The 21519-nt window shown below is 35.2% G+C and carries 21 protein-coding genes and 1 pseudogene; 11 read left to right on the forward strand and 11 right to left on the reverse strand.

Translation table 11 applies throughout. The features are described 5' to 3' along the window. Positions 1 to 102 precede the first annotated feature (102 nt). The 6 genes from FND99_RS01890 to FND99_RS01915 all read left to right on the forward strand — a co-directional run bounded on the left by FND99_RS01890 (position 103) and on the right by FND99_RS01915 (position 8300). Entirely contained in the window at positions 103 to 618 is a 516-nt protein-coding gene (locus FND99_RS01890; protein WP_144336302.1) for a hypothetical protein, read from the forward strand. Between the two features lie 206 nt (positions 619 to 824). Beyond that, the gene (locus FND99_RS01895) at positions 825 to 2450 is read left to right on the forward strand and encodes an LVIVD repeat-containing protein (RefSeq protein ID WP_144336303.1); all 1626 of its coding nucleotides are present in this window, start codon (positions 825 to 827) and stop codon (positions 2448 to 2450) included. 214 nt (positions 2451 to 2664) lie between these two features. Next, entirely contained in the window at positions 2665 to 5196 is a 2532-nt protein-coding gene (locus FND99_RS01900; RefSeq protein ID WP_144336304.1) for a PIG-L family deacetylase, read from the forward strand. A gap of 123 nt (positions 5197 to 5319) precedes the next feature. Beyond that, the gene (locus FND99_RS01905; protein ID WP_144336305.1) at positions 5320 to 7056 is read left to right on the forward strand and encodes a sodium:solute symporter; all 1737 of its coding nucleotides are present in this window, start codon (positions 5320 to 5322) and stop codon (positions 7054 to 7056) included. Between the two features lie 19 nt (positions 7057 to 7075). Beyond that, the gene (locus FND99_RS01910) at positions 7076 to 7453 is read left to right on the forward strand and encodes a VOC family protein (RefSeq protein WP_144336306.1); all 378 of its coding nucleotides are present in this window, start codon (positions 7076 to 7078) and stop codon (positions 7451 to 7453) included. Between the two features lie 217 nt (positions 7454 to 7670). Beyond that, positions 7671 to 8300: an MCP four helix bundle domain-containing protein gene (locus tag FND99_RS01915; RefSeq protein WP_144336307.1), complete on the forward strand. Its 630-nt coding sequence runs from the start codon at positions 7671 to 7673 to the stop codon at positions 8298 to 8300. 210 nt (positions 8301 to 8510) lie between these two features. Here FND99_RS01915 and FND99_RS01920 read toward each other — a convergent pair whose 3' ends face one another. The 5 genes from FND99_RS01920 to FND99_RS01940 all read right to left on the reverse strand — a co-directional run bounded on the left by FND99_RS01920 (position 8511) and on the right by FND99_RS01940 (position 12281). Continuing rightward, positions 8511 to 9353: a DUF2911 domain-containing protein gene (locus tag FND99_RS01920; RefSeq protein WP_144336308.1), complete on the reverse strand. Its 843-nt coding sequence runs from the start codon at positions 9351 to 9353 to the stop codon at positions 8511 to 8513. Positions 9354 to 9421: 68 nt separating this feature from the next. Then, complete coding sequence (locus tag FND99_RS01925; protein WP_144336309.1) at positions 9422 to 10084, reverse strand: HAD family hydrolase; 663 nt, start codon at positions 10082 to 10084, stop codon at positions 9422 to 9424. Positions 10085 to 10201: 117 nt separating this feature from the next. After that, positions 10202 to 10918 carry a tRNA threonylcarbamoyladenosine dehydratase gene (locus FND99_RS01930; protein WP_132990911.1) on the reverse strand — a complete coding sequence of 239 codons (717 nt, stop codon included), beginning with the start codon at positions 10916 to 10918 and terminating at the stop codon, positions 10202 to 10204. Between the two features lie 107 nt (positions 10919 to 11025). Then, positions 11026 to 11682: a TatD family hydrolase gene (locus FND99_RS01935; RefSeq protein ID WP_144336310.1), complete on the reverse strand. Its 657-nt coding sequence runs from the start codon at positions 11680 to 11682 to the stop codon at positions 11026 to 11028. Beyond that, positions 11682 to 12281 (reverse strand): DUF1684 domain-containing protein, encoded by a 600-nt coding sequence (locus tag FND99_RS01940; protein WP_144336311.1) that lies wholly within the window; start codon positions 12279 to 12281, stop codon positions 11682 to 11684. Before FND99_RS01940 ends, FND99_RS01935 begins: the two co-directional genes overlap by 1 nt. A gap of 99 nt (positions 12282 to 12380) precedes the next feature. On the opposite strand from FND99_RS01940, the pseudogene FND99_RS01945 reads away from it, so the two are divergent. The 4 genes and pseudogenes from FND99_RS01945 to FND99_RS01960 all read left to right on the forward strand — a co-directional run. Next, positions 12381 to 12761: pseudogene (locus tag FND99_RS01945) on the forward strand (MFS transporter); the annotation flags it as partial. A 55-nt stretch (positions 12762 to 12816) separates the two neighbouring features. Further along, positions 12817 to 14502 (forward strand): recombinase family protein, encoded by a 1686-nt coding sequence (locus tag FND99_RS01950; protein ID WP_144336312.1) that lies wholly within the window; start codon positions 12817 to 12819, stop codon positions 14500 to 14502. A gap of 168 nt (positions 14503 to 14670) precedes the next feature. Next, positions 14671 to 15039, forward strand: coding sequence for an LPD29 domain-containing protein (locus FND99_RS01955; protein ID WP_144336313.1), 369 nt, complete (start codon positions 14671 to 14673; stop codon positions 15037 to 15039). Between the two features lie 48 nt (positions 15040 to 15087). Next, the gene (locus tag FND99_RS01960) at positions 15088 to 15282 is read left to right on the forward strand and encodes a hypothetical protein (RefSeq protein ID WP_144336314.1); all 195 of its coding nucleotides are present in this window, start codon (positions 15088 to 15090) and stop codon (positions 15280 to 15282) included. Positions 15283 to 15295: 13 nt separating this feature from the next. Here the strand turns inward: FND99_RS01960 and FND99_RS01965 are convergent, their stop codons facing one another. The 6 genes from FND99_RS01965 to FND99_RS20140 form a co-directional block, all read right to left on the reverse strand. Continuing rightward, positions 15296 to 15850 carry a hypothetical protein gene (locus tag FND99_RS01965; protein WP_144336315.1) on the reverse strand — a complete coding sequence of 185 codons (555 nt, stop codon included), beginning with the start codon at positions 15848 to 15850 and terminating at the stop codon, positions 15296 to 15298. Between the two features lie 442 nt (positions 15851 to 16292). Then, positions 16293 to 16979, reverse strand: coding sequence for a recombinase family protein (locus tag FND99_RS01970; RefSeq protein ID WP_144336316.1), 687 nt, complete (start codon positions 16977 to 16979; stop codon positions 16293 to 16295). A 297-nt stretch (positions 16980 to 17276) separates the two neighbouring features. Beyond that, positions 17277 to 17945: a hypothetical protein gene (locus FND99_RS01975; RefSeq protein ID WP_144336317.1), complete on the reverse strand. Its 669-nt coding sequence runs from the start codon at positions 17943 to 17945 to the stop codon at positions 17277 to 17279. Between the two features lie 269 nt (positions 17946 to 18214). Next, entirely contained in the window at positions 18215 to 18436 is a 222-nt protein-coding gene (locus FND99_RS01980) for a hypothetical protein (RefSeq protein WP_144336318.1), read from the reverse strand. Positions 18437 to 18578: 142 nt separating this feature from the next. Further along, positions 18579 to 18815: a hypothetical protein gene (locus FND99_RS01985; protein ID WP_144336319.1), complete on the reverse strand. Its 237-nt coding sequence runs from the start codon at positions 18813 to 18815 to the stop codon at positions 18579 to 18581. Between the two features lie 362 nt (positions 18816 to 19177). Beyond that, positions 19178 to 20062, reverse strand: a complete 885-nt coding sequence (locus FND99_RS20140; protein ID WP_162615524.1) for a DNA cytosine methyltransferase — start codon at positions 20060 to 20062, stop codon at positions 19178 to 19180. Positions 20063 to 20697: 635 nt separating this feature from the next. On the opposite strand from FND99_RS20140, the gene FND99_RS01995 reads away from it, so the two are divergent. Further along, positions 20698 to 21495 carry a helix-turn-helix domain-containing protein gene (locus tag FND99_RS01995; protein ID WP_144336320.1) on the forward strand — a complete coding sequence of 266 codons (798 nt, stop codon included), beginning with the start codon at positions 20698 to 20700 and terminating at the stop codon, positions 21493 to 21495. The last annotated feature ends 24 nt before the right edge of the window (positions 21496 to 21519 follow it).

Raw genomic sequence — 21519 nt, forward strand, 5'->3', positions numbered from 1 at the left:
CGTTAAACGGTTAATTTTATCCGACGAAATGCACTTGTTTTTTATTTTTGGCACAGTATATGAATAGTACTAAGCAAGAGTAACATTAAAACTTTAGAAAAAATGAAAACAATAAAAATAGCAATCGCCGGATTATTTCTTTTGGTTGCAAATGCCACACAAGCCCAAGTATCAATTAATGTTAATATAGGAACACCACCAGCTTGGGGACCTGCAGGATATTCTGAAATGGAGTATTATTACTTGCCAGACATTGAAGCCTATTATGATGTAAGAGCTTCTCAGTTTATTTATTTTGGAGGCGGAAGATGGATTAGAGCCACTTATTTGCCAAGACAATATAGAAACTATGATTTATACGGAGGTTATAAAGTAGTTTTGAATGATTACCACGGAAGAACACCTTACGTATATTTTGACCGTCATAGAGCAACATATTACAAAGGTTATCATGGAGCACCACAAAGACCGTATCAGCCTAGACCAGTAGTTTATGGATATAATGATCGTCGCGATTACAAAGATTACAAACACTACGATAAACATTACGACAAACACGACCGTCACGATCATGATGACCACGACCACGATGATCACCACGGACACGGAAGAAGATAAAAATTGCTAAATAATTAGCAATCACCACAAAAGAGTATCAATATTTTTGATACTCTTTTTTTATGCACGCATAGTATATTTGGAATTTGTTAATTTATTGCATAATATTTAAAAATTACAGCGAAATCAATTATATTTATAACAATTGTCTTATTGTACTATAATTCTACCGTATATTTGCACAATAATTTAAAAACCAAAGGATTATGAAGAAGAGCGTTTATTTATTTTCATTTTTAGCAATGTCACTTTTTACTTTTTGTGACAATAATGACGATAACTCAGATAACCAAGCAGTTGAAAACGGAATTACCATCAACAATGATGCGGTTTCTTTGAGCAAAAGACTTGATTACACTAATTCTGGAGTTTTATCAATTACTAATGTATCCACTTCAAAATCACTAAACAGCACAGCGGCAGCAAATGAATTGCCATTGGTTCAAATTGCTGAAGTAAATCCACCAATAGATAACAAAGGAAGAACTTTGCAGGCAAATCACGTAGCTGTAAACGGAAACTATGCATATGTAGCGTATACAATGATGGGAGAAGATTACTCTGGAGCAATTGATGTTATTGATGTTTCTGATCCTTACAAGCCAAAATTATTGACATCAGCGTTAATTGCAGATACAGATATTACAGCTCTTACTTATTCTAACGGAAATTTAATTATTGCCGGAGCAAAAGATATTGATAAAGATGCAACTTTGACAAATCCTGCAATTGTGATCAATATGCAGTTGAGCTCAGGAATGCTTACTGATAGATACACTGTAACTAAACTTGAAAGCAAAGTTACAACTGATGTTGCTACGGGAACTTCATCATATTACGCAGTTACTGGAGATACTGGAAGTTTGTTTAAAATAAGCAATTCTACTAAAGAAATAACTTCAAAAGTTGCGGTTCAGGATTTACGTACTGTAGCAATCAGCGGTGACAAAATTGTTACCTTGAGCGGAACAAAAGGTGTAAACATTTATAATGAATCATCTTTTACACTTCAAAAATCTTTTACAACAAGCAATGATGTAAGTGCTGCAAAAAGAACTGTAGATTTTGACGGAACTAAATTATTAGTTTCTGAAGGATATAATGGTTTAGGTGTTTACGATATCAACAGCGGTTCAAAATTGCAGACTATTGGACTTGATAATGCTGGCGGAGACAATGTAACAAATGCTGTTTCTGTAAACGATGGTTATTCTTTTGTTGCAAACGGTGCAGCTGGTTTAAATGTTTACAAATCTGGAACTAATTTAAGTCTAGTAGGAACTGTTGGAATCACAGGTTCATCTAACTATGTAAAATCTAGCGGAAACTATATTTATGTTGCAAGCGGAAAAGGCGGTTTAAAAATCATTAAGATGGAAAAACCAAATCCAGCATTTGCAAATTGTTCTTCATACGGAACTTACAATCAAGGCAAAGATTTGATTCTGAATTCAAACGAAGTAAAATCATACAACGGTTCAACAGCGCTTAATTCTATTATCGTAAATTCTGGAGGTGTTTTAACGCACTGCGGATCAATTACGGTTGCAAATACATTGATTTTAAACAGTGGCGGAACTTTTAATATGACAGGAAGCTTGGCTCAAGGTAAATACCAACAGTCAAATCCTACTGAACTTATTATCAACAGTAATGCTTTATTGCAGGTAGAAGGTTCTGTAGTAATCTGGGGTGACTTAAGATTGAACAGTGGCGCTAAAATCAACTTTGTTGGAAACAATTCGTCAATTACAATTTACGGAAAAGTAACAAAAAACAGTGGTGTTACAATCACTGGAACATATAACGACACAGAAAACAAATTGAAATAATTTTCTGTAATCCTAAGAAATACCACATGATTTAATTCGTTAAATCAATTCTTTAAAAAATAATGCCGTCAGAAATCCTCTGATGGCATTTTTTTTGTGGGGTAGTTTTTCTTAAAAAAGGAAATCAATAACCAAACATTAACAATTCATTTAAATAGTCTTCAAAAATATAATTACTATTTTTGAAGCACTTTCAAAAACACCAATCCACGCTATGCGAAAAATTCAGTTACTGATAATTTTATTTTTATTAACAGGTATTTCAAATTCATTTGCACAACAACCACAAAAACCAAGTTCTGTAGAGATTTATAATCAAATCAAAAAATTAAACTTCTTAGGTTCCGTTTTATATATTGCTGCCCATCCTGACGATGAAAATACACGTTTGATATCTTACATGGCAAACGAAATGAATGCTAGAACCGGATATTTGTCTTTGACTCGCGGTGATGGAGGACAGAATTTGATTGGCCCGCAACTTCGTGAATTACTTGGTGTAATACGAACTCAAGAATTAATTGAAGCCAGAAAAATTGACGGCGGAGAACAGTTTTTCTCGCGCGCAAATGATTTTGGTTTTTCAAAAAATCCAAGTGAAACCTTAGAAATTTGGGATAAGGATAAAGTTCTAGCAGATGTTGTTTGGACAATCAGAAAATTTCAGCCAGACGTAATCATCAACCGATTTGATCACCGTTCGCCAGGCACAACTCACGGGCATCACACATCATCAGCAATGTTGAGCGTTGAAAGTTTCAAGCTGACGAATGACCCAAAAAGCTACCCTGAACAATTAAAATATGTTACACCTTGGCAAGTAAAAAGACAATTTTTTAATCCGTCGTGGTGGTTTTATGGAAGTCAAGAAAAATTTGATGCTGCCAATAAATCAAAATTCACAAAATTAGAAACCGGAGTTTATTACACTGGAATTGGAAAATCAAACCAAGAAATTGCTGCCTTAAGTCGAAGCCGTCATCAATCACAAGGTTTTGGAAGTACTGGTGTTCGTGGTGAAGAAACAGAATATCTAGAACTTATTAACGGTGAAACTCCAACAGAAAGAGATAATTTATTTGATGGAATTGATACTTCTTGGAACCGCATTAAAAATGGAAAACCTATTGGCGAATTAATTTCTAAAATCATTTCAAAATACGATTTCAGCAATCCTTCGGCAAGTATTCCCGATTTGGTAAAGGCTTACACGATGATTGAAGCTTTAGACGATACTCATTGGAAACCTTTAAAAGCAACTGCGATTAAAAATATTATTGCTTCATGCTCAGGTTTGTATCTTGAAGCTGTTGCATCTGAACAAGAAGCAACTCCGGGAAGCACCGTTAAACTTAGTCTTGAAGCAATTAACAGATGTGCTGTTGAAATGCAGTTAACGAGCGTTACCACTTTACCGGATAATAAAACTACCATTCAAAACAGTGTTTTAAAAAATAATAATGATCAAAAAATAAATCTTCAATTGCAACTTCCAGCTACAATTGAATATACACAGCCGTATTGGCTAAAAGAAAAAGCAACTGTTGGAATGTACACGGTTTCAAATCAGGAAAACATTGGAATTCCCGATATCATCAGAGAAGTAAAAGTTGTTTTTAATGTTAAAATTGATGGTGTTGAAATTCCGTTTGAGCGCACTGTTGTTTACAAATACAATGATGGCGTTAAAGGCGAAATGTATAATTTTCTAGATATTGTGCCTGAAGTAACCACTTCGATACTAGAAAAAGTTTTGATTTTTAGAGATACGAAAACCAAAATGATTCCGGTAAAAGTGCGTGCTGGAAAGGATGGAATAAAAGGAAATCTTGAATTAGAATTGCCAAAAAGCTGGGTAATATCTCCAAAACAGATTCCGTTTTCATTGGATAAAAAAGGCAATGAGCAAACCTTTTATTTTGAAGTAACACCTCCTGTAAATCCAGAAGAAGCTGTTGCAAAAGCCGTTGCGATTGTTGACAATAAGCGTTTTGATAAAGATGAAACGATTATTGAATACAGCCATATTACCAAACAAATGGTTTTAAAGCCAGCAGAATCAAAATGTATCCGAATTGATTTGAAAACTTCTGGCGACGCCATTGCTTATATTATGGGCGCTGGCGACGAAGTTCCAGAAAGTTTAGCACAAATGGGCTATAAAGTAACAATTTTAAAACCCGAAGAAATTACGCCAGAACGATTGGATTCTTTCAGCACTGTAATTACTGGAATTCGCGCGTACAATACTGTAAATGCTTTGGCAAACAAACAAAAAATACTTTTTGATTTTGTAAAAGGCGGCAAAAACATGATTGTTCAGTACAATACTTACGGGAAAATGGTAACCGATCAAATTGCGCCATATCCTTTAAAAGTATCAAATGATCGTGTGACTGAAGAAAATGCTAAAATCACATTTTTAGCACCAAATCACCCGGTTTTAAATGTACCAAATAAAATCACAGAAAAAGATTTTCAAGGTTGGACACAAGAGCAAGGTTTGTATTATCCAGATCAATATGATCCTGCCTTCACTCCTATTATTTCATCGCATGATAAAGGCGAATCACCAAAAGATGGCGCTCTATTAGTAGCACCATATGGAAAAGGATACTATATTTACACTGGTTTAAGCTTTTTTAGAGAATTGCCTGAAGGCGTAGCCGGTGCTTACCGATTATTGTCGAATATTATTTCGCTAAAACAGCCAATAGAAGCTCCTAAACAAGAATTTAAGCAATAAAACATTTGCAAAATGGAAGCCAAAAAAACAAAAAAATGGAAAAAAAGCTACACCTATGTTTTGGTGGCTAATGCTATTTATATTCTTATTTTCTTCTTAATCATGCAATTATACTCATAACCTATGCAGCTATTTGATTGGATCGTACTTATTGTTACACTTTTATTCATTGTTGGATATGGTTCTTGGAAAACCAAAGGGAGTAAAAATGTCGAAGATTTCATTTTAGGAAATAACGAAACGCCTTGGTACACTGTAGGGCTTTCTGTAATGGCGACTCAGGCTAGTGCTATTACTTTTCTTTCCACACCTGGACAGGCTTATCATGACGGAATGGGTTTTGTGCAATTTTATTTTGGATTGCCAATTGCCATGATTGTCATTTGTTTGACATTTATTCCACTTTATCATAAAAATAAAGTTTTTACAGCTTATGAGTTTCTTGAAAAACGCTTTGATGTAAAAACACGTTCGCTTGCTGCCATTTTATTCTTGGTTCAAAGAGGTCTTGGAACCGGATTAACAATTTATGCTCCGGCGATTATTTTGTCGGCATTACTGGGCTGGAACTTGACGATTATGAACATCATAATTGGTGTTATGGTAATTATTTACACTTTTTCAGGAGGAACAAAAGCAGTGAACGTAACTCAGAAACAACAAATGTTTGTGATTATTTCAGGTATGTTTATTACCTTTTTCTTGATTCTGCATTATTTGCCAAACGATATGACTTTTACAAGCGCCATGCATATTGCAGGTGCAAATGATAAAATGAATATTGTAGATTTCTCTTTTAATCCCGAAGAAAAATACACATTTTGGAGTGGAATCACGGGCGGATTTTTCTTGGCGCTCTCCTACTTTGGCACAGATCAATCACAAGTTGGGCGTTATCTGTCTGGAAAATCAGTTGCTGAGAGTCAGATGGGATTAATCATGAACGGACTTTTGAAAGTACCAATGCAGTTTTTTATTCTGTTAACTGGAGTAATGGTTTTTGTTTTCTTCCAATTCAATCCGGTGCCGTTAAATTTCAATCCAAATAATAAAATTGTTATTGAAAAATCAGCTTATAAAGAAGAATATCATGCACTTGAGAAAAAACTTGATAAACTTTCTGAAGATAAAAAAGTGATCAATTTACTTTATATCGATCAGCTGAATCAAGATTATGACAATCCTATTTTAAGAAAAGAATTAGTTGCGTTATCAAATAAAGAAAAAGATTTGCGCGACAAAGCAAAAGAAATCATTTCTAAAGCCGACAGCAACAGCGAAACAAATGATAAAGATTATGTTTTCTTTCACTTCATTCTGCATTATTTGCCAAAAGGACTTATAGGTTTGTTGCTTGCTGTAATTATTTCCGCAGCAATGTCGTCAACGGCTTCGGGATTAAATGCTTTGGCCTCGACAACGGCTATTGATATTTACAAACGAAATTTAAAAGGCGAAAAATCAGAGAAACATTTTTTGATGGCAACGAAGTTTTTTACGCTTTTTTGGGGAATTGTAGCAATTCTTTTTGCGTGTGTAGGAACTTTATTTGAAAACTTGATTCAGCTTGTAAATATTATTGGTTCTATATTTTACGGAACAGTTTTAGGAATATTTTTAGTTGGATTTTATCTAAAACGCGTTCAGGCAAAGCCAATGTTTTACAGCGCGATTATAAGCCAGCTTACTATTTTTATCATTTATTATTTCACGATTTACATTTATCCTAGTGATCAGGAAAAACTTGGATATTTATGGCTGAATTTCATTGGTGCAAATCTTACGATTGTGTTGTCTTTGTTGTTGCAGTTTTTATTTTTTAGAGGAAAACCAGATACTGATAATGTGATTTTGGAGTAATTATATTATGATGAAAAAAATGAAACTAAATTTAGATACAATTATCTTATATGTTCAAGACGTAAATGGACTAAAATCTTTTTACAGTTCAGTTTTTGGTTTTGAAATAGTAGAAGAATATAAAAATGAGTGGGTTCTTTTGAATGCTGGAAACAGTAAAATTGGACTTCATAAAATTGGTGGCCAATATTTAACTAAAATAAAATTGGATCATAAATTTGATAATAACACCAAAATAGTTTTTGAAATCAATAATGATATACACGAAGTAAGACAATTATTTTTAGATCAAAACGTCTTGATGAGAGAAGTGAAAACTTTTGATATTTACGACTACTGGCTTTGTGATGGCGAGGATCCCGAAGGAAATGTTTTTCAATTGAAACAAAAGAAATAATATTTGAAAATTAATTTTGATGAATTTCTCGCACTAAAAACCGAGATGCCTAACCCTGATGGAAGCGCAGGAATCGGCCTCTAAAAATTATACTTATTTCTTTTACTTTAGCATAAACACTTATGTATTTCTAAAATTAAAATTTAGGCAAATTTATCGGTTGTGAATTCTAGTTCAAAATCTCTATCTTTGAGATAGCACTTTTAAAAACACCATCATGAAAGACCAAAAAAAATATAGCAATAAAACGAAAGCTGCATTTATTTTGTTGATTGTGATGCTGATAATTATTTTAAGCAACTTTAATACGCTTCAGAATTCTAAAAAAATAAACGAAAATATTAATGCAATTTTCAACGATCGCCTTGTCGTAGCACATTACATTTTTCAATATTCAAAAGAACTTCATTTTATAAAATCCGAAGCCGAGAAACTCGATTTAAGCGATAATATTAAAAAGGACGAAATTATTCATACACTTGATATTATTCACAACATTGACGACTTGTATGCTAAAACGGTTTTGACCAATAAAGAAAAAGAGCACTTTGATGCTTTCTTGGCTTCCTGCAAAGAAATCAACACTCAAGTTGAAAACAAAAATTGGAATAAAATTGCTTTTTCAAGTGGTGAAGCGCTAAAAACATTGGAATCTTTATCTGAAATTCAGATCAAGGAAGGAAAAGCAAAACTCGCGGCCGCGAATGCAATTTACAACGATAACAACAGTCTTGGTCAACTCGAAATTGCGTTGCTGATTGTTTTAGGGGCAATCACTTTTTATCTTTTGATTGTGAAGAAAACCAAAAAGAACATCAAAATTCCTGAACCACCGAGTTTGAATTGATTTTTTGAATTTCAAAATTTCGGACAATCTTGTCATTTCGACGGAGGAGAAATCTCCGCAAGTAACTCTACAACGAAAACCCAATCTTTATCGAGCTTCTCGTGGAGATTTCTCCTCCATCGAAATGACAATAATTCGTAGTATTTAAAAAAAAATCCAAATTCCTTTGCTTAGGAATTTGGATTTTTAATATTTGGAATTTAAAACAATTTATCTGCTCCACTCAGCGATACTGTCTTTATTCATTTTTACGTAATCTTGATTGTTAGCTGTTTCAGCGGCTGCCAATGAAGCTTTTGCTGTTTCAATTGCACCTTTTTTATCACCTTGTTTTGCCTGAATAATTGATTTCAGTCTTAAGATGAAATAAGGTTTCTCTGTTACCATATCCAATGATTTGTCAACATATGTTCTTGCTGTTTCGATATTTCCATTAGATGAAAATAAATATTGAGCAGCTGCATAATAATCATTCGATGTTGGTCCAGCCAATGTTTTTTCGATACTTGCCGTGGCTAATTTTGCAGTTGGAACCTCAAATTTAAGTGCTACACGAGAGTTTTCCCAAGCCATTTCTAAATAAGCAAAATTTTGGTCCAAACCATTGATTCCAATTGTAAACGTTTCAACAGGCGTTGGCAATGCCTCTTCTTTTACAGTAGTTCTCAACGCTACATACGAATCGCTCCAGTTTTCTGGCAATCCCCAATTGTCTGTTGACAAGTAGAAAATGATCTCCCAGCTTTCAATTTTAGGAATTGTATAAATTGCATATTTTCCTTTTTTCAAAGTTTTTCCGTCAATAACAACATCATCACTAAAGTTGATAATTGTATTTTCATTAGCTCCAGTTCTCCATAATTTGCCAAACGGAACTAAATTTCCAAAAACGGCACGACCTCTTGCGCCCGGTCTTGAATATGTAACTTCGACATCAGTTAAACCAACTGTCTGTTTGATATAAGCTTTTGGACTTGCCTGTGGTGTTTTTATCTGTGCTTCTGAAGCAAAAGGCGCTAATAAAATAGCAAATGCAATAAGTATTTTTTTCATTTTAGGTTTTATTTGTTTGTTCAAATTTACAAATTCAATTAGGGAACAAATGTTAAATTTAACTTAATTCAGACGGTAATCTGTGATATTTTTTCAGCATTTAATTCATTGAAATGACTGATTACCAAATCAGCATCTGATAAATCCTGCAAATTAGAGTGTGCACTTCTATAACCTACACAATAAATTCCGGCCGCTTTTGCCGCTTTGACGCCATTTGTGCTGTCTTCAATAATGATACATTCCTCTTTTGGCGCAATTGATAAAGAAGCAGCATGAATAAAAATCGCCGGATTTGGTTTCGATTGCGGAAAGTCCTCACCACTAACAATATGCGAAAAATATTGATGCAGATTGAATCGTGTAAAAACACGTTCGATTGTAACTTTTGATGCCGAAGATGCCAAAATAATCTGGATTCCGTTTCCGTATAAATCTTTAATCAAATCTTCAACTCCTTCTAGCAAATACAAATCTTCCTTTGTATCGAAAGCGTCATTAAAAATATTTCTTTTTCGCTGAATCAAATCTTCAACTTCATGTTCAATTACAGGAAAAAATGCTTTCAGTGACTGGAATGTATTTCGAGTCGAAAATCCCGTAAACGAAGTGTACATTTCCTCAGAAACATCAATATTTAATTCTGAAAATTGCTTGTAATACGCATAACGATGAACGGGTTCTGTGTCGACGATAACACCGTCCATATCAAAAATTACTGTTTTAATCATTTTTTTTTAAGGTTCTAAGGTTCTGAGGGACTGAGGTTCTAAGGTTGTTTTAGATTCTAAAGTTCTGAGTGTTTTTTACCTTAGAACCTTAGTAACTTAGCATCTTAGTACCTTTCTTTACTCTTTCGAAATCAAATAACGAATCACTGTTTCAGCTGCATGAAGTCCGAATAAACCAGGCATGTAGCTATTTGTTCCGTAGAAAGATTTTTTGAAATTTTTTCCGTCGGTTAATTTTAAACTTTTTTCATTTTGAATTTCCGAAGAAAAAACAACTTTAAGCTTATTGATTTTTGCAGCTTTCAATCTCTTGCGAATCGTTTTTGAGAAATAACAGTTTATCGTTTTTGAAATATCTGCCACTTTTACTTTAGATGCCAGCATCTTTCCGCCTGCACCCATGCTGCTTATAATTTTAACTCTTTTGCGTTTTGCAGCAATAATCAAATTCAATTTTGGTGTAATACTGTCAATGCAATCCAAAACATAGTCAAACTCTGGAGATACAATTTCAAAAGCACGTTCTGGCGATAAAAATTCTTTTACGCGTGTCAATTTCAATTCCGGATTAATATCCATCAAACGGTCACCAACAATCGTAATTTTTGGTTCACCAACAGTTGAATGCAAAGCTGGTAACTGTCTGTTAATGTTTGTGATATCAACAACATCGCCGTCAACAATTGTCATATTCCCCACGCCTGCACGTGCTAAAAATTCAGCAGCAAACGATCCTACTCCACCTAATCCTACTACTAAAACATTTGCTTTCTGCAAATTTTCTAATCCTTCTTTTGTAAATAAAAGCTCGGCTCTTTCTGTCCACTCTGCCATATTATATTTTTTTGTTTTTGTTTTTGTCTTTCTTTTGTTTCAAGTTTCAGGTTTCAGATTCTATGCTGTTCGTCTATCAAACTGAAAAACTATTCACTAATTACTAATCACTCTTCACCTCTCTCAAATACTCTTTTATAATTACTCGAAATAATACTTTGTAATTCTTTTAAATTTAACGCTTTATACCCAGAAGCTAATTCATAAACCTGCTGAATATTTTCTTCCATCGTATCAGTTTCTAGAAAAAAACGATCATTAGGAATGTTCTGAAAAACAGTTTTTAAATCGGGATTTCTCAATAAATATTTTCCAAAAGAAATATAGAATCCTGCCACAATCAACTGTTCTGCCAATTGATTATTTTTTGAGTAGCCATGAATAATCATAGGTGCAGAAATTTTTAATTTCTTCTTGATTTCAATAACTTCCTGAAAAGCCGCAACGCAATGAATTACCACTGGCTTTTTATATTTTTCGGCCAAAGCCAATTGCTTTTCGAAAACTTCAACCTGCAAGTTTAATGGAATTTCAATTCGTTTGTCTAAACCGCATTCGCCAATTGCCAAGCAATTTTGAGTTTGAAGCTTTTCTTCAATGATTTTCAATTCTCCCTCAATTTGATTTTCCTTAATATGCCAAGGATGAATTCCGATAGAATAAAATGGGATTGATGCATCAAACTCCAATGGATATTGATTCACCAATTCTAAAATATCTGGTTGGTTCGTAAATTGATGTGTATGAAAATTAAAGAATTCCATTAATGAAACGTTTTAACTCCTGCTTTGATTTCAACATTCAAATCATTTTCTAAAGGAACAAGCGGACAAGAATACTTGTGATTATAAGCACAATACGGATTATAAGCTTGATTAAAATCAACGGCAATTGTATTTCCTTTCGGAATTTTCAAATCGATATATCGCCCACCGATATAGCTTTCTTTTCCACATGTTAAGTCTGAAAAAGGCAAAAATAAATGATCCTTATATTGTTCTTGTTTCGAAAGATCAATACTTCTGTAAACATTCAATTTAAGTGCTTTTCCTTCTAAAGTAAAAGACAGCGTTCCGTATTTTATATATTTTGGAGTTCTGGTTCCGGTCGTTTTCATTTCGAAAACTTTCTCGTTTTTCGCTTTTTCAAATTTTGCAATTACAAAATATTTCCCATTAATCGGATAAAAATCTAAAGATTTAAAGGTCTTCAAATCCTCTTCCATCAACGGACTAGTCTTAGCGTCAGCATATTCAGAATTAATCTTCGTCTGGAAATTTGCAACTTCACCGTAACTAAACTTTTTTTGGCTATAGCCAAAACTAAAAATCATCCAGACAATAAGAATAATAGCTTTTTTCATAGTTAGAAATTTTATGCAAAAATAGTTTAAAAGTAACAAAGCAACAACCGCAATACGTGACAAAGTTTCCTAACTTTGTTGCAAATAAGACGATTTATAATGCTCAAAACTGCCTTTAACCATTACATCAATAATTTTCGCGGATTTACAAGAGAAATTTGGATACTTGCCATCATCACATTTATCAATCGTGCCGGTACAATGGTGCTTCCTTTTTTATCAAAATACTTAAAAGAAGATCTTCATTTCACTTATAATCAAGTAGGTTGGATTATGGTTTCGTTTGGTTTTGGCTCTATGTTAGGTTCTTGGCTTGGCGGTAAACTTTCAGATAAAATCGGATTCTACAAAATCATGATTTTTAGTTTATTCACCAGTGGAGTTTCGCTTTTCTTTGTTCAATATATTACTTCTTTCTGGGGACTTTGTATCGCAATGTTTTGCTTAATGACTATTGCCGATATGTTCCTGTCTGTAATGAAACAATCATATTACTTTTTTTATTTATATTTGCTTAACCTTAAGCATATAACAAATGGAAAATGTAGGAATATATGTACGTGTTAGTACACTTGAACAGTCATACGATAGGCAGGTAGCAGATATAACCCGCTACATCAACCGTCAATACGGTGAGGGAAATGTTAACATCGAGATATTCAACGAAAAAATATCAGGCTACAAGCAAGGCAAGAAAAGACCGCAACTCGATGCGCTTATAAGCAAGTTCAGAAACGACTTAACTTATTATTCCTGCATCTACGTAACCGAGCTGTCGAGGCTCGGACGTAATCCCACCGAAACCCGTGTACTGGTTAACGAACTCCTAGAAAACAAAATCGATATTTGCGTCACCAGTTCCAACGGTGGCACGCACTTTCTTACCGCTGACAAAAAAATAAATAAAATCCAATTGGCCGCTTTTCAGTTGATGATGGAATTTGCCGATATAGAGGCAGACCAATTTAAGACCCGCAGTGCGTCAGGTCGTCGCAACAATATACTTAGAGGCGGGGCCGCTGGCGGTACATACAAACCTTACGGATATGCAAGCGTTGACAAGATGATGGTTGTTGATGAAACCGAGGCTGTTATTGTGCGTGAGGTTTTCGAAGACTACAAAGACGGACTTAGTATGTATCAAATCGCTACCAAGCTCAACGAAAACAACATACCTACCAAGTCCGAAAGTATGGGAAAATTGCAGGGCATCGAATGGGACGCAACCCAAATCAAAAGGATTTTAGAAAATGAATTGTATATTGGTATAAGGTCGTTTAAGAAATATGTAACTGGCGAAGCAACGGAACAGTTCGCAAGCCCTGAGCTTGCAATCGTTGATGTGGATTTGTTCGAGCAGTGCAAAGCAATACGCCTCGGCAAGAAAGGAAACGGGCGAAACCTGCACACAAAGAACGTAATCCTTTTGCAGTACCTTATGAAATGCGGATGTTGCGGGCGCAACTTCTCCCATAGGGTCAGCGAAGAAACCGCTTTGTACTTATGTACTACCCGACTTATTGCACCGTTCAAATCTTGCGGTAACACTGGTATAAATATCAACATCTTGGATTCTGCCATATACGACATATTTTGCAAAACACCTGCAATGCTTAAGTATCTTGGCGATACCGAGAAAATCAAAGAAGACGTAGCACGCAAGATTGAACTTATTGAAATGAGTTTGCCAGTACTTGAAAAGGATTTCGTCAAATACGAGAATCGTTTAAGCAGGCTTATCAACGATTACTATGACGAAAAAGTACCGCAAGATATTTACGAGAACAAGCTTAAGGAATTTAAGAGCGAGAAAGCCAACATAAGCAATCAGATTGAAAACCAAAAGAAGCAACTCAAATCAAACAAGAAGACACTTGTTGATTTGGATAAGCCAGCCACGAACACGCAAATACTTATTGATGCAAAGAATGATAGAAACAAACTTAAGTCAATCTTCAAAAGCATAATAAGAAGCGTTGAAGTAATCGGCTTAAGCCCCAACCTTGTTAAGTGTACCGTCAAGTTCCACGTGGGCGATATTGAAGTACCTAACAGCCTCGTTATTGTCCTGCGCAAACGGGAATATAGAGCCAACGATTACTACAGTTACCAAACATTTCTAATAGTTGATGCGAAAGAACCCGACAAAGAAACCTATTTAAACGTTACAGATTGGAAACACGTAACCGAAAATAAATTAAAATTAGAATACCATAGATAAACACCTGTTAAACCCTGCATTTGCAGGGTTTTTTATTGCACTGAATAAATAAGTTAATACAATCAGTTAATATAATTAATTAATTTATTAAATAAGATTTGGATATATCAATTAAGTTATTGTATATTTGTACAAGTTAAATAAGTAATCAACTAAAACACACACACAATGGCTTACATCACTACAGAATCAGTTAAAGAAATGAGAAACCAATTGAAAGAATTGTTTCCTTTAAAACAAGGCTGGAAATTTTCAGTAACACGTGAACACTATTCGAGCGTAAGATGTTGCATACTGCAAGCACCAGTAGAACTAAGACAAGACGCAAGCAAGGAATACGAAAGCGTCAACCACTTTTGGCTAGATTCCCACTATAAGGATTTCCCAGCAATCCAAGAAGTGCTTAAGAAAGTTGCCAGCGTCCTAAACCAAAACAACTACAACAATAGCGACTTAATGACGGACTACCACGACGTAGGGCATTACATCACTCTTAAGGTTGGCGATTGGGATAAACCTTTTACAATCAAAGCATAATCAATTAACCCGCCCCGCAAGGGGCATAACTAAAACACTCACACACAAATGACAAACATTCCTGTAACACCCGAAATTAAAAAGAGAATCGAGACCGCACTAGCCGAGACAATAGCAGTCCTAGAAAATGAGTTAAAGCTCGATGAAAAAGACCAAGACCCCGAAGCGATACAAGAATATAGAGACCATATAAAAAAGCTCGAAACCGCCTTGGAAACTGGAATATACAACAAAGCCCCTTAGTAGGGGCTTTTTTTTATTTTGTTATCCTATGTATGAATTTTATTATTTCATCCCATTTCAACGCTAAGGTTATAAGCGGTATTAAGAATAGGATTAGTTTGACTATTGCACTATCTAAGAATTTTTTAATTGCTTTTGGTAGTATATCAAAAAGAAATTTAGATACAATTTTTAGAACCTTAATTAAGAATATTCCCAGCCTTGTAAAATCCGTAGGAACTTTTATTTTATATTTTACACTTGTCAAATGATACCTAGATTTACCACGTTCATTTATTTTTAAAATATAGTATTTGTCTGTTCTTTTTATTACATCAACATAGCCAATTTCAATTGAATACTCTTTGCTGAAAAAGTTAAAAACATTATCGGGAATACTATTCTTTCGTAGGACTAGGTTATCAATCTTACCCTTTCCGCTTCTGTGTTGCATTAAAAAATTTAAAACGAAATCTGTATAAATTTCTCTAACTTTTTGTTCTCTCTCATACGCTCCATTTCTATACAAGAAGTCAGGCTTATACGATTCCCTTATTAATTCATTTATTAAACCTTTTTTTTCTGACATACTTTTCCGCAAGTTTTGAAATGTAAAATTAATATAATATTTCAAATTAAAGACTTGACAAAAAATGTCATTATATTATATTTGATTTAGACTTATTATTCTCCAACGAGAAATTTGTTTTTTCATCATTTTAGATTACGTTATTATTATTCAAAAAACCCCGTTGCCGTTGTGATGGGGTTTTTTATTTGCCAGTGTCAAATATCGTACTATCTTTGTCCTGTGTGAAACCCCGCTTTAAGTGGTGGGTGTTTTTAGTTGGTGACCCTCAGTGCTTATGTGCTGGGGGTTATCTTTTTCTTGCGATACGGAAACAAAACGTTTTTTGGTAGCTTGGCGGGAATGATGTATGTCTGTGTTCCAAAACCCCAAAAACACCTAAATTTGACCAAAACAAAATAAGCCCCGCTAAGGGCTTAAAATATTAATTTGATGGTTGATGTTAATTGTTATAGATTGGCTTGTTAGATGTAGCGAATATATCTCTAACAGGTGTATAGATTGGCTTAACCTTACCGCCTAACGCATCGTAAGCTTTCTTAACTCGTTGAACTGTACTAAGGTTAGTACCTGTTATCTTAGCAATGTCTCTTAAGCTTATCGGGTTGGTGTTGCCCTTGCGCTTGTTCCTGTTGAATTGTTTGACAATATCAGGATGCGCCCCGCAACGTTCCTCACTGGTCATTGCTGTACCCTTTAACCTGCCTTTGTATATTCCTTTTTCCTGAGCCTTACGCACGCCCTCAGCCTGACGCTCACGCAGTGTTTCCAATTCTGTTTGGCTTATATTGGCAAGGATTGTAACAACCATACGAAAGGCTGGGTTTTCTTTGCCATCTATAAGCGAGTACATACCGATGTTATGCACATAGATAGTAACACCCATTTCGTGCATATATTCGAGGGTCTGCAATACATCAATGAGATTGCGCCCTAGCCTGCTGACCTCTTGCACCGTCACCTGTTTGATAAGTCCCGCCATTATATCCCTTACCAACTGTTTAGCTTGGGGCCGCTCTAGGAACTTTGTTTTACCGCTTATAACATCTATGTAAAGGCGGTCGGTATTGTTTAACTGCCTATCTACATTTTGGCTCTTATCGCTTATTCTTATATACTTGGCTATCATATCTTAACTGTTTATCTTATACAAAGGTATAAATAAATTCTATATCACGTATGGGTAAACCCCAAATTGATTACATTTTTATCTTATTCTATTATCTTAATTCAATGCATTTGCTGGGCTTCCCATAGTGTGCTTTGGGTACTCCCTAACCTGAATACAATATTTACAAGAAAATTAACAAAGCCCAGTGTTTATAAGGGTTTATTAATTAATGCATTATTCGTTGATGTATGTATCTTATTGTTATTTAGACACTTAAATAGTTTTATTTTGGGTGAAGAAAAAAAAGGTTCAAAATTACTCGTAAAAATACCTTCTCGCTATTTCTATATGTCCCGCTATATCGTCTTTAAGACGCTTTTTGTGACAATCAAAGTAGGTTTTGCCACTATAACAATGACACAACATACTCGAATCTTTACCGTAATGATAATAAGTATAATATTCACTCTGCCATTGACGATAAAATTGCAGTATTTGACCAATTGGCTTTTTAATGTTAACCGTAGTATCATCCACTCTAACACTAAAAGATTCTAATTCATCGATTGCCTCACTAATCAGAATGAAATCATCGATTAAATCATTATCTGTTGCATTAATCCTAACATTTCCAAAGCTTGTACCATTAAACACTTTTTCATTATCTGAAACAAAAATTATTTCACTTTTATTGTGTTGATTTGGTGTAATGCAAATTAATTCACCCTTTTCATTTTCCCAAACTGCGTGGTGCTCAGCCTCAAAAATAAAATCTTGCAAATGTATATGCCAACCATAGTGAATTTTACCACCATCAATTTGTAACTTTTGCCCAACATTTCGATAACAACTAAATGGTTGTGAGTATGATTCAATTTGTACGGGTATCGCTTGAACCTCAGATTTTGCGTTTAATTTTAAAAGCAATTTCTGCATTCTTGGGTCTTGTACCATAGCGTATGATTTAATATTAAGCTGTTCCAAAGTTACTCATTTTTAAACCCTTTAGGTATTTACCTCTGTTCCGAATTGTAACAAATTAAGTCATAATTCCTTTTGTAATGCATCAAAAACGGGCTTTGCTTATCCAGTTGGATAATTTCAACCTGCTGGTAGTGCTGGTGTTCATCTTTTATTTTTTGTGGCAATTGGCTTAGCTCCAAGGCGAACACCTCGGCAATTTCCAGCATAAATATTGTGTCCATTTTCCTGCTGGGTTCGTGGTCTCGATATTGAAGTATTAAATCGTTCACTTATTCCGTTTCTTGGTCGTTTTCAGCTTGTGGTGATTCTGTTACATCGACAACGTTTACCTTTGGATAAGCTTGGATTGGCTCGTTTTGCTTTGTTAGCTGTTCCGCTTGGTATTCTGCAAATGCTAATACGGCTTGCAGTTGTGCGTTGGTGCTTACTAGGTTGAAGATAAGCGATTCTTTGCTTAGGCTTTCAAGTTCTTTGATTTGTTCTTTTGTCATATCTAATTGTTTTTTTAATTAAATATGCTGATGAAGTGGAAAAAGTAAATGAAATTTTATGCGTTGATGTTGTTTTTTGTTGTTGCGTGTTGTGGGAACTGGTTCAAAACCGCTTAAAATGGCATTAAAAACGGCTATTTTGTTAATTTACTGTTGTTCTCGCTAATTTCAGAATTTTTTGATACATCTTTTCATCTTCAACTTGTATCTTCTTAATTACTGCTTTTGACATTTTGACCCTATCCAAGTCAAATTTATCTGCTTTCTCGTTTTCGCTTTTTGCGTCTTCGATTTGTCCGTTTGCGCTTTCTAAATCCATTTCGAGCAATTTCTTTATATAATTGCTTTCGTCTGCCGTTAGGCTAATTGTTGTTTTCATACTTTGATTTTAAATTATTAATAGGTTAGTCGGCTAGTGTGTGCCTAAAAAATGTGTTTTAGTTGATAGTCTGTGCGGTGTTAACCTTTCTGTTGCGCCCTGCTCTTTTCGAACAGTTCGAACAACTCGGTTAATTCCTTGTTGATTTCACTTTCTACCATCTCGTTTGCTTGTTTACTTCATATTATTTTATTTAAAATGTTAAAATTTCGATTCTATATAAATTTATTTGGTTTTTCTCATTGCCAACTCAATTAAGTTATATATCTTTGTCTTGACCAAGAAGCATACATAAGTCAATCTTGGATTTATCATAACACAAAGGTACGTATTTCGTCTGAGATATGCAACTTTTGCTTTTACTATTTTGCTAACCCCTGCAAAATATGTGCTATAACATCAATAGTCCACCCATTCCCAAGCATATTATAACGTTGAGTATCAGAAACACCTAACGTGTAACCGTCAGGCACGTTCTGCAATCTCTCATACTCCAACGGTGTCAATTTTCTTGGTGTTCCGTTTTGGAACACCTTTTTTTGATGGTTTCCACCTTTCAAACAGGTTAGCGTACCTACCTTGCCGTTGAGATTGTACACTCTCTTAAGTATGTCGTGCCCGTGGATATGTAATGATGCTTGCACCTTTTCGTTGTCTCCTAGATAGTCGAACGTTTGAGCATACCAATACTTAGATGCTGGGTTTTCCTCTATTATATCGTTGAGTATGATACCTTGGTCTGCTGGCGGGGCCGCAACCTCTATGTTAGTCCAATAGTAGCGGTCACGGTCTTGTGCGCTTACTAGGTTGCTGTTGATGCGTATCGGGTCACATTCCAGTGCGTGGCTTATCAAATCCCTGTTTGCGTTGGTCATACTTGCCACGTTCTCAAATAAGAAGTGCTCAGGCTTGGTTTCGCTCAGGATGCGCAAAAACTCATAGAACAGCTTGGACTTGTCGCCCTGCAGTCCTTGGTTGTGCTTTATGTTGTTGATGGTGGTTTGGCTCAGATTTTGGCAAGGTGAGCCACCAAGTAGTAAGTTAATGCGGGGTAAGTCCTTTGCGCTGATGTTATGGACATCGCCCAGCTGTACTGTGTTTGGGTAGTTGGATTGTGTTATCTGGATTGCGAACTTGTCGATTTCGCTTGCTAGGTAGTTGAAGTCTGTTAGACCTGCTTTGTGCAGTGCCAGCTGTCCGCAACTCATACCGTCGAACAGGCTTAACACATTGTATTGATTTATCATATTTACTTTTATGATAAATAATACTTTGCTTTGCGTTGAAGTAAACACTTAACTGTTTAGCTTCATTTCTTTGCGCATAAGCTATCCTTTTGCGTTGAGTGGTATATTGATATACTTTTGCGTTGATATGGTCTTAAATCTATTCTAATTGCGTTGAGTGGTTTACTTATCGTTGAAGTGCATCTTTTCCTTATCTGATGGTTTGCGTTGTGGTCACTAGACCACATAAAGCAAATCTTATCATCTTAATAGTTATCATTGCGTCTAGTTACCACGCAATAACTATTTATAGTTAAGTGCGGTATTTTTGCAATACTGCAAATATACCTCATTGTTGATTTTACTGGGTTTGTTGCAATGAGGTATTTTTACCGCATAGTGTTGCATCCATCAAATTTAGTTAGTACCTTTGCAATGAGGTATATTTACCGCATTGTATTTTTACCTACCAGTACCAACCAGTATTTTTTGATATTGGTTGACTTTTTCGGGTAGTTTCGATATACTAATTAATATACAATCAGTGGAGCAAACCACTTCAACAAAGCCCTAGTGCTGGGGTCAAGGTGTTCGAAAACCTCCCAGCTCTGAGTCTAGGTTAAGACTACTATAACACTCAGATAAAACCAAAGACAATGCAAAAAAGCAACAAGAAAGCAATTCGCATCAACAATAAAGCCGACGGAACATATTTAATAGTTTCAAAATACATACTGCACAACAAAGACCTCAAAGACTTTGATAAAATCCTGCTCCTTAGCATCCTTTCTGATGCTGACGACTTCAATTTCAACATCACAACATACGCTAAGCGTTTCGCCTGTGAACGTGACAAGATAAGCCGAGCGGTCAAACGATTGGTACAAGCTGGCTATATGAAACAAAAGCAGATAGATGACCGCTTCAATGTTTGGGAATACGTCATAAGCGAATACGGCAACCTATCCAGCGAACCGAAAGAAGACAAGCCAAAGGTTGAGCCAGTAGCGGAACAACCGAAAGAGCCACAAATTGAGCCGAAAGACAAACCAGCTTCAACGATTGATTTTGAAGCGGTCAAACAGCTAATACTTAAAGTGGTAAATGCTCACTTCCCTACGATGCCCGACCCGTTATTTGTGGAATACATCAAGACCACAAAAGAGGCGATTGATTCGGGCAAGGTCGATACCATCAAAGCCTTTACCGAAACCACCATCAAAAAATCAATATCCAAGTTCTACACCGAGCCGAAAGAACTAACAGCGCAGGACGTTGATAGAATGGTCGATTTGAAAAGTAACGGGCTTTCAATGAAAGATACGGCAAGCCTTAAGCTAAGGGCTAAGGATTGGTTAAAGAACAATCCTTTTGCAACCGAGCAACAACTAAGCACCGAGATACTGAAAGGCAAGAACACTTTTAGAAAACCAGTCCAAGGTTACAACGACTAGCATAACGAAAAGAATAAGATAATG

The sequence above is a fragment of the Flavobacterium daemonense genome, from assembly GCF_007341385.1.
Taxonomy (GTDB): domain Bacteria; phylum Bacteroidota; class Bacteroidia; order Flavobacteriales; family Flavobacteriaceae; genus Flavobacterium; species Flavobacterium daemonense.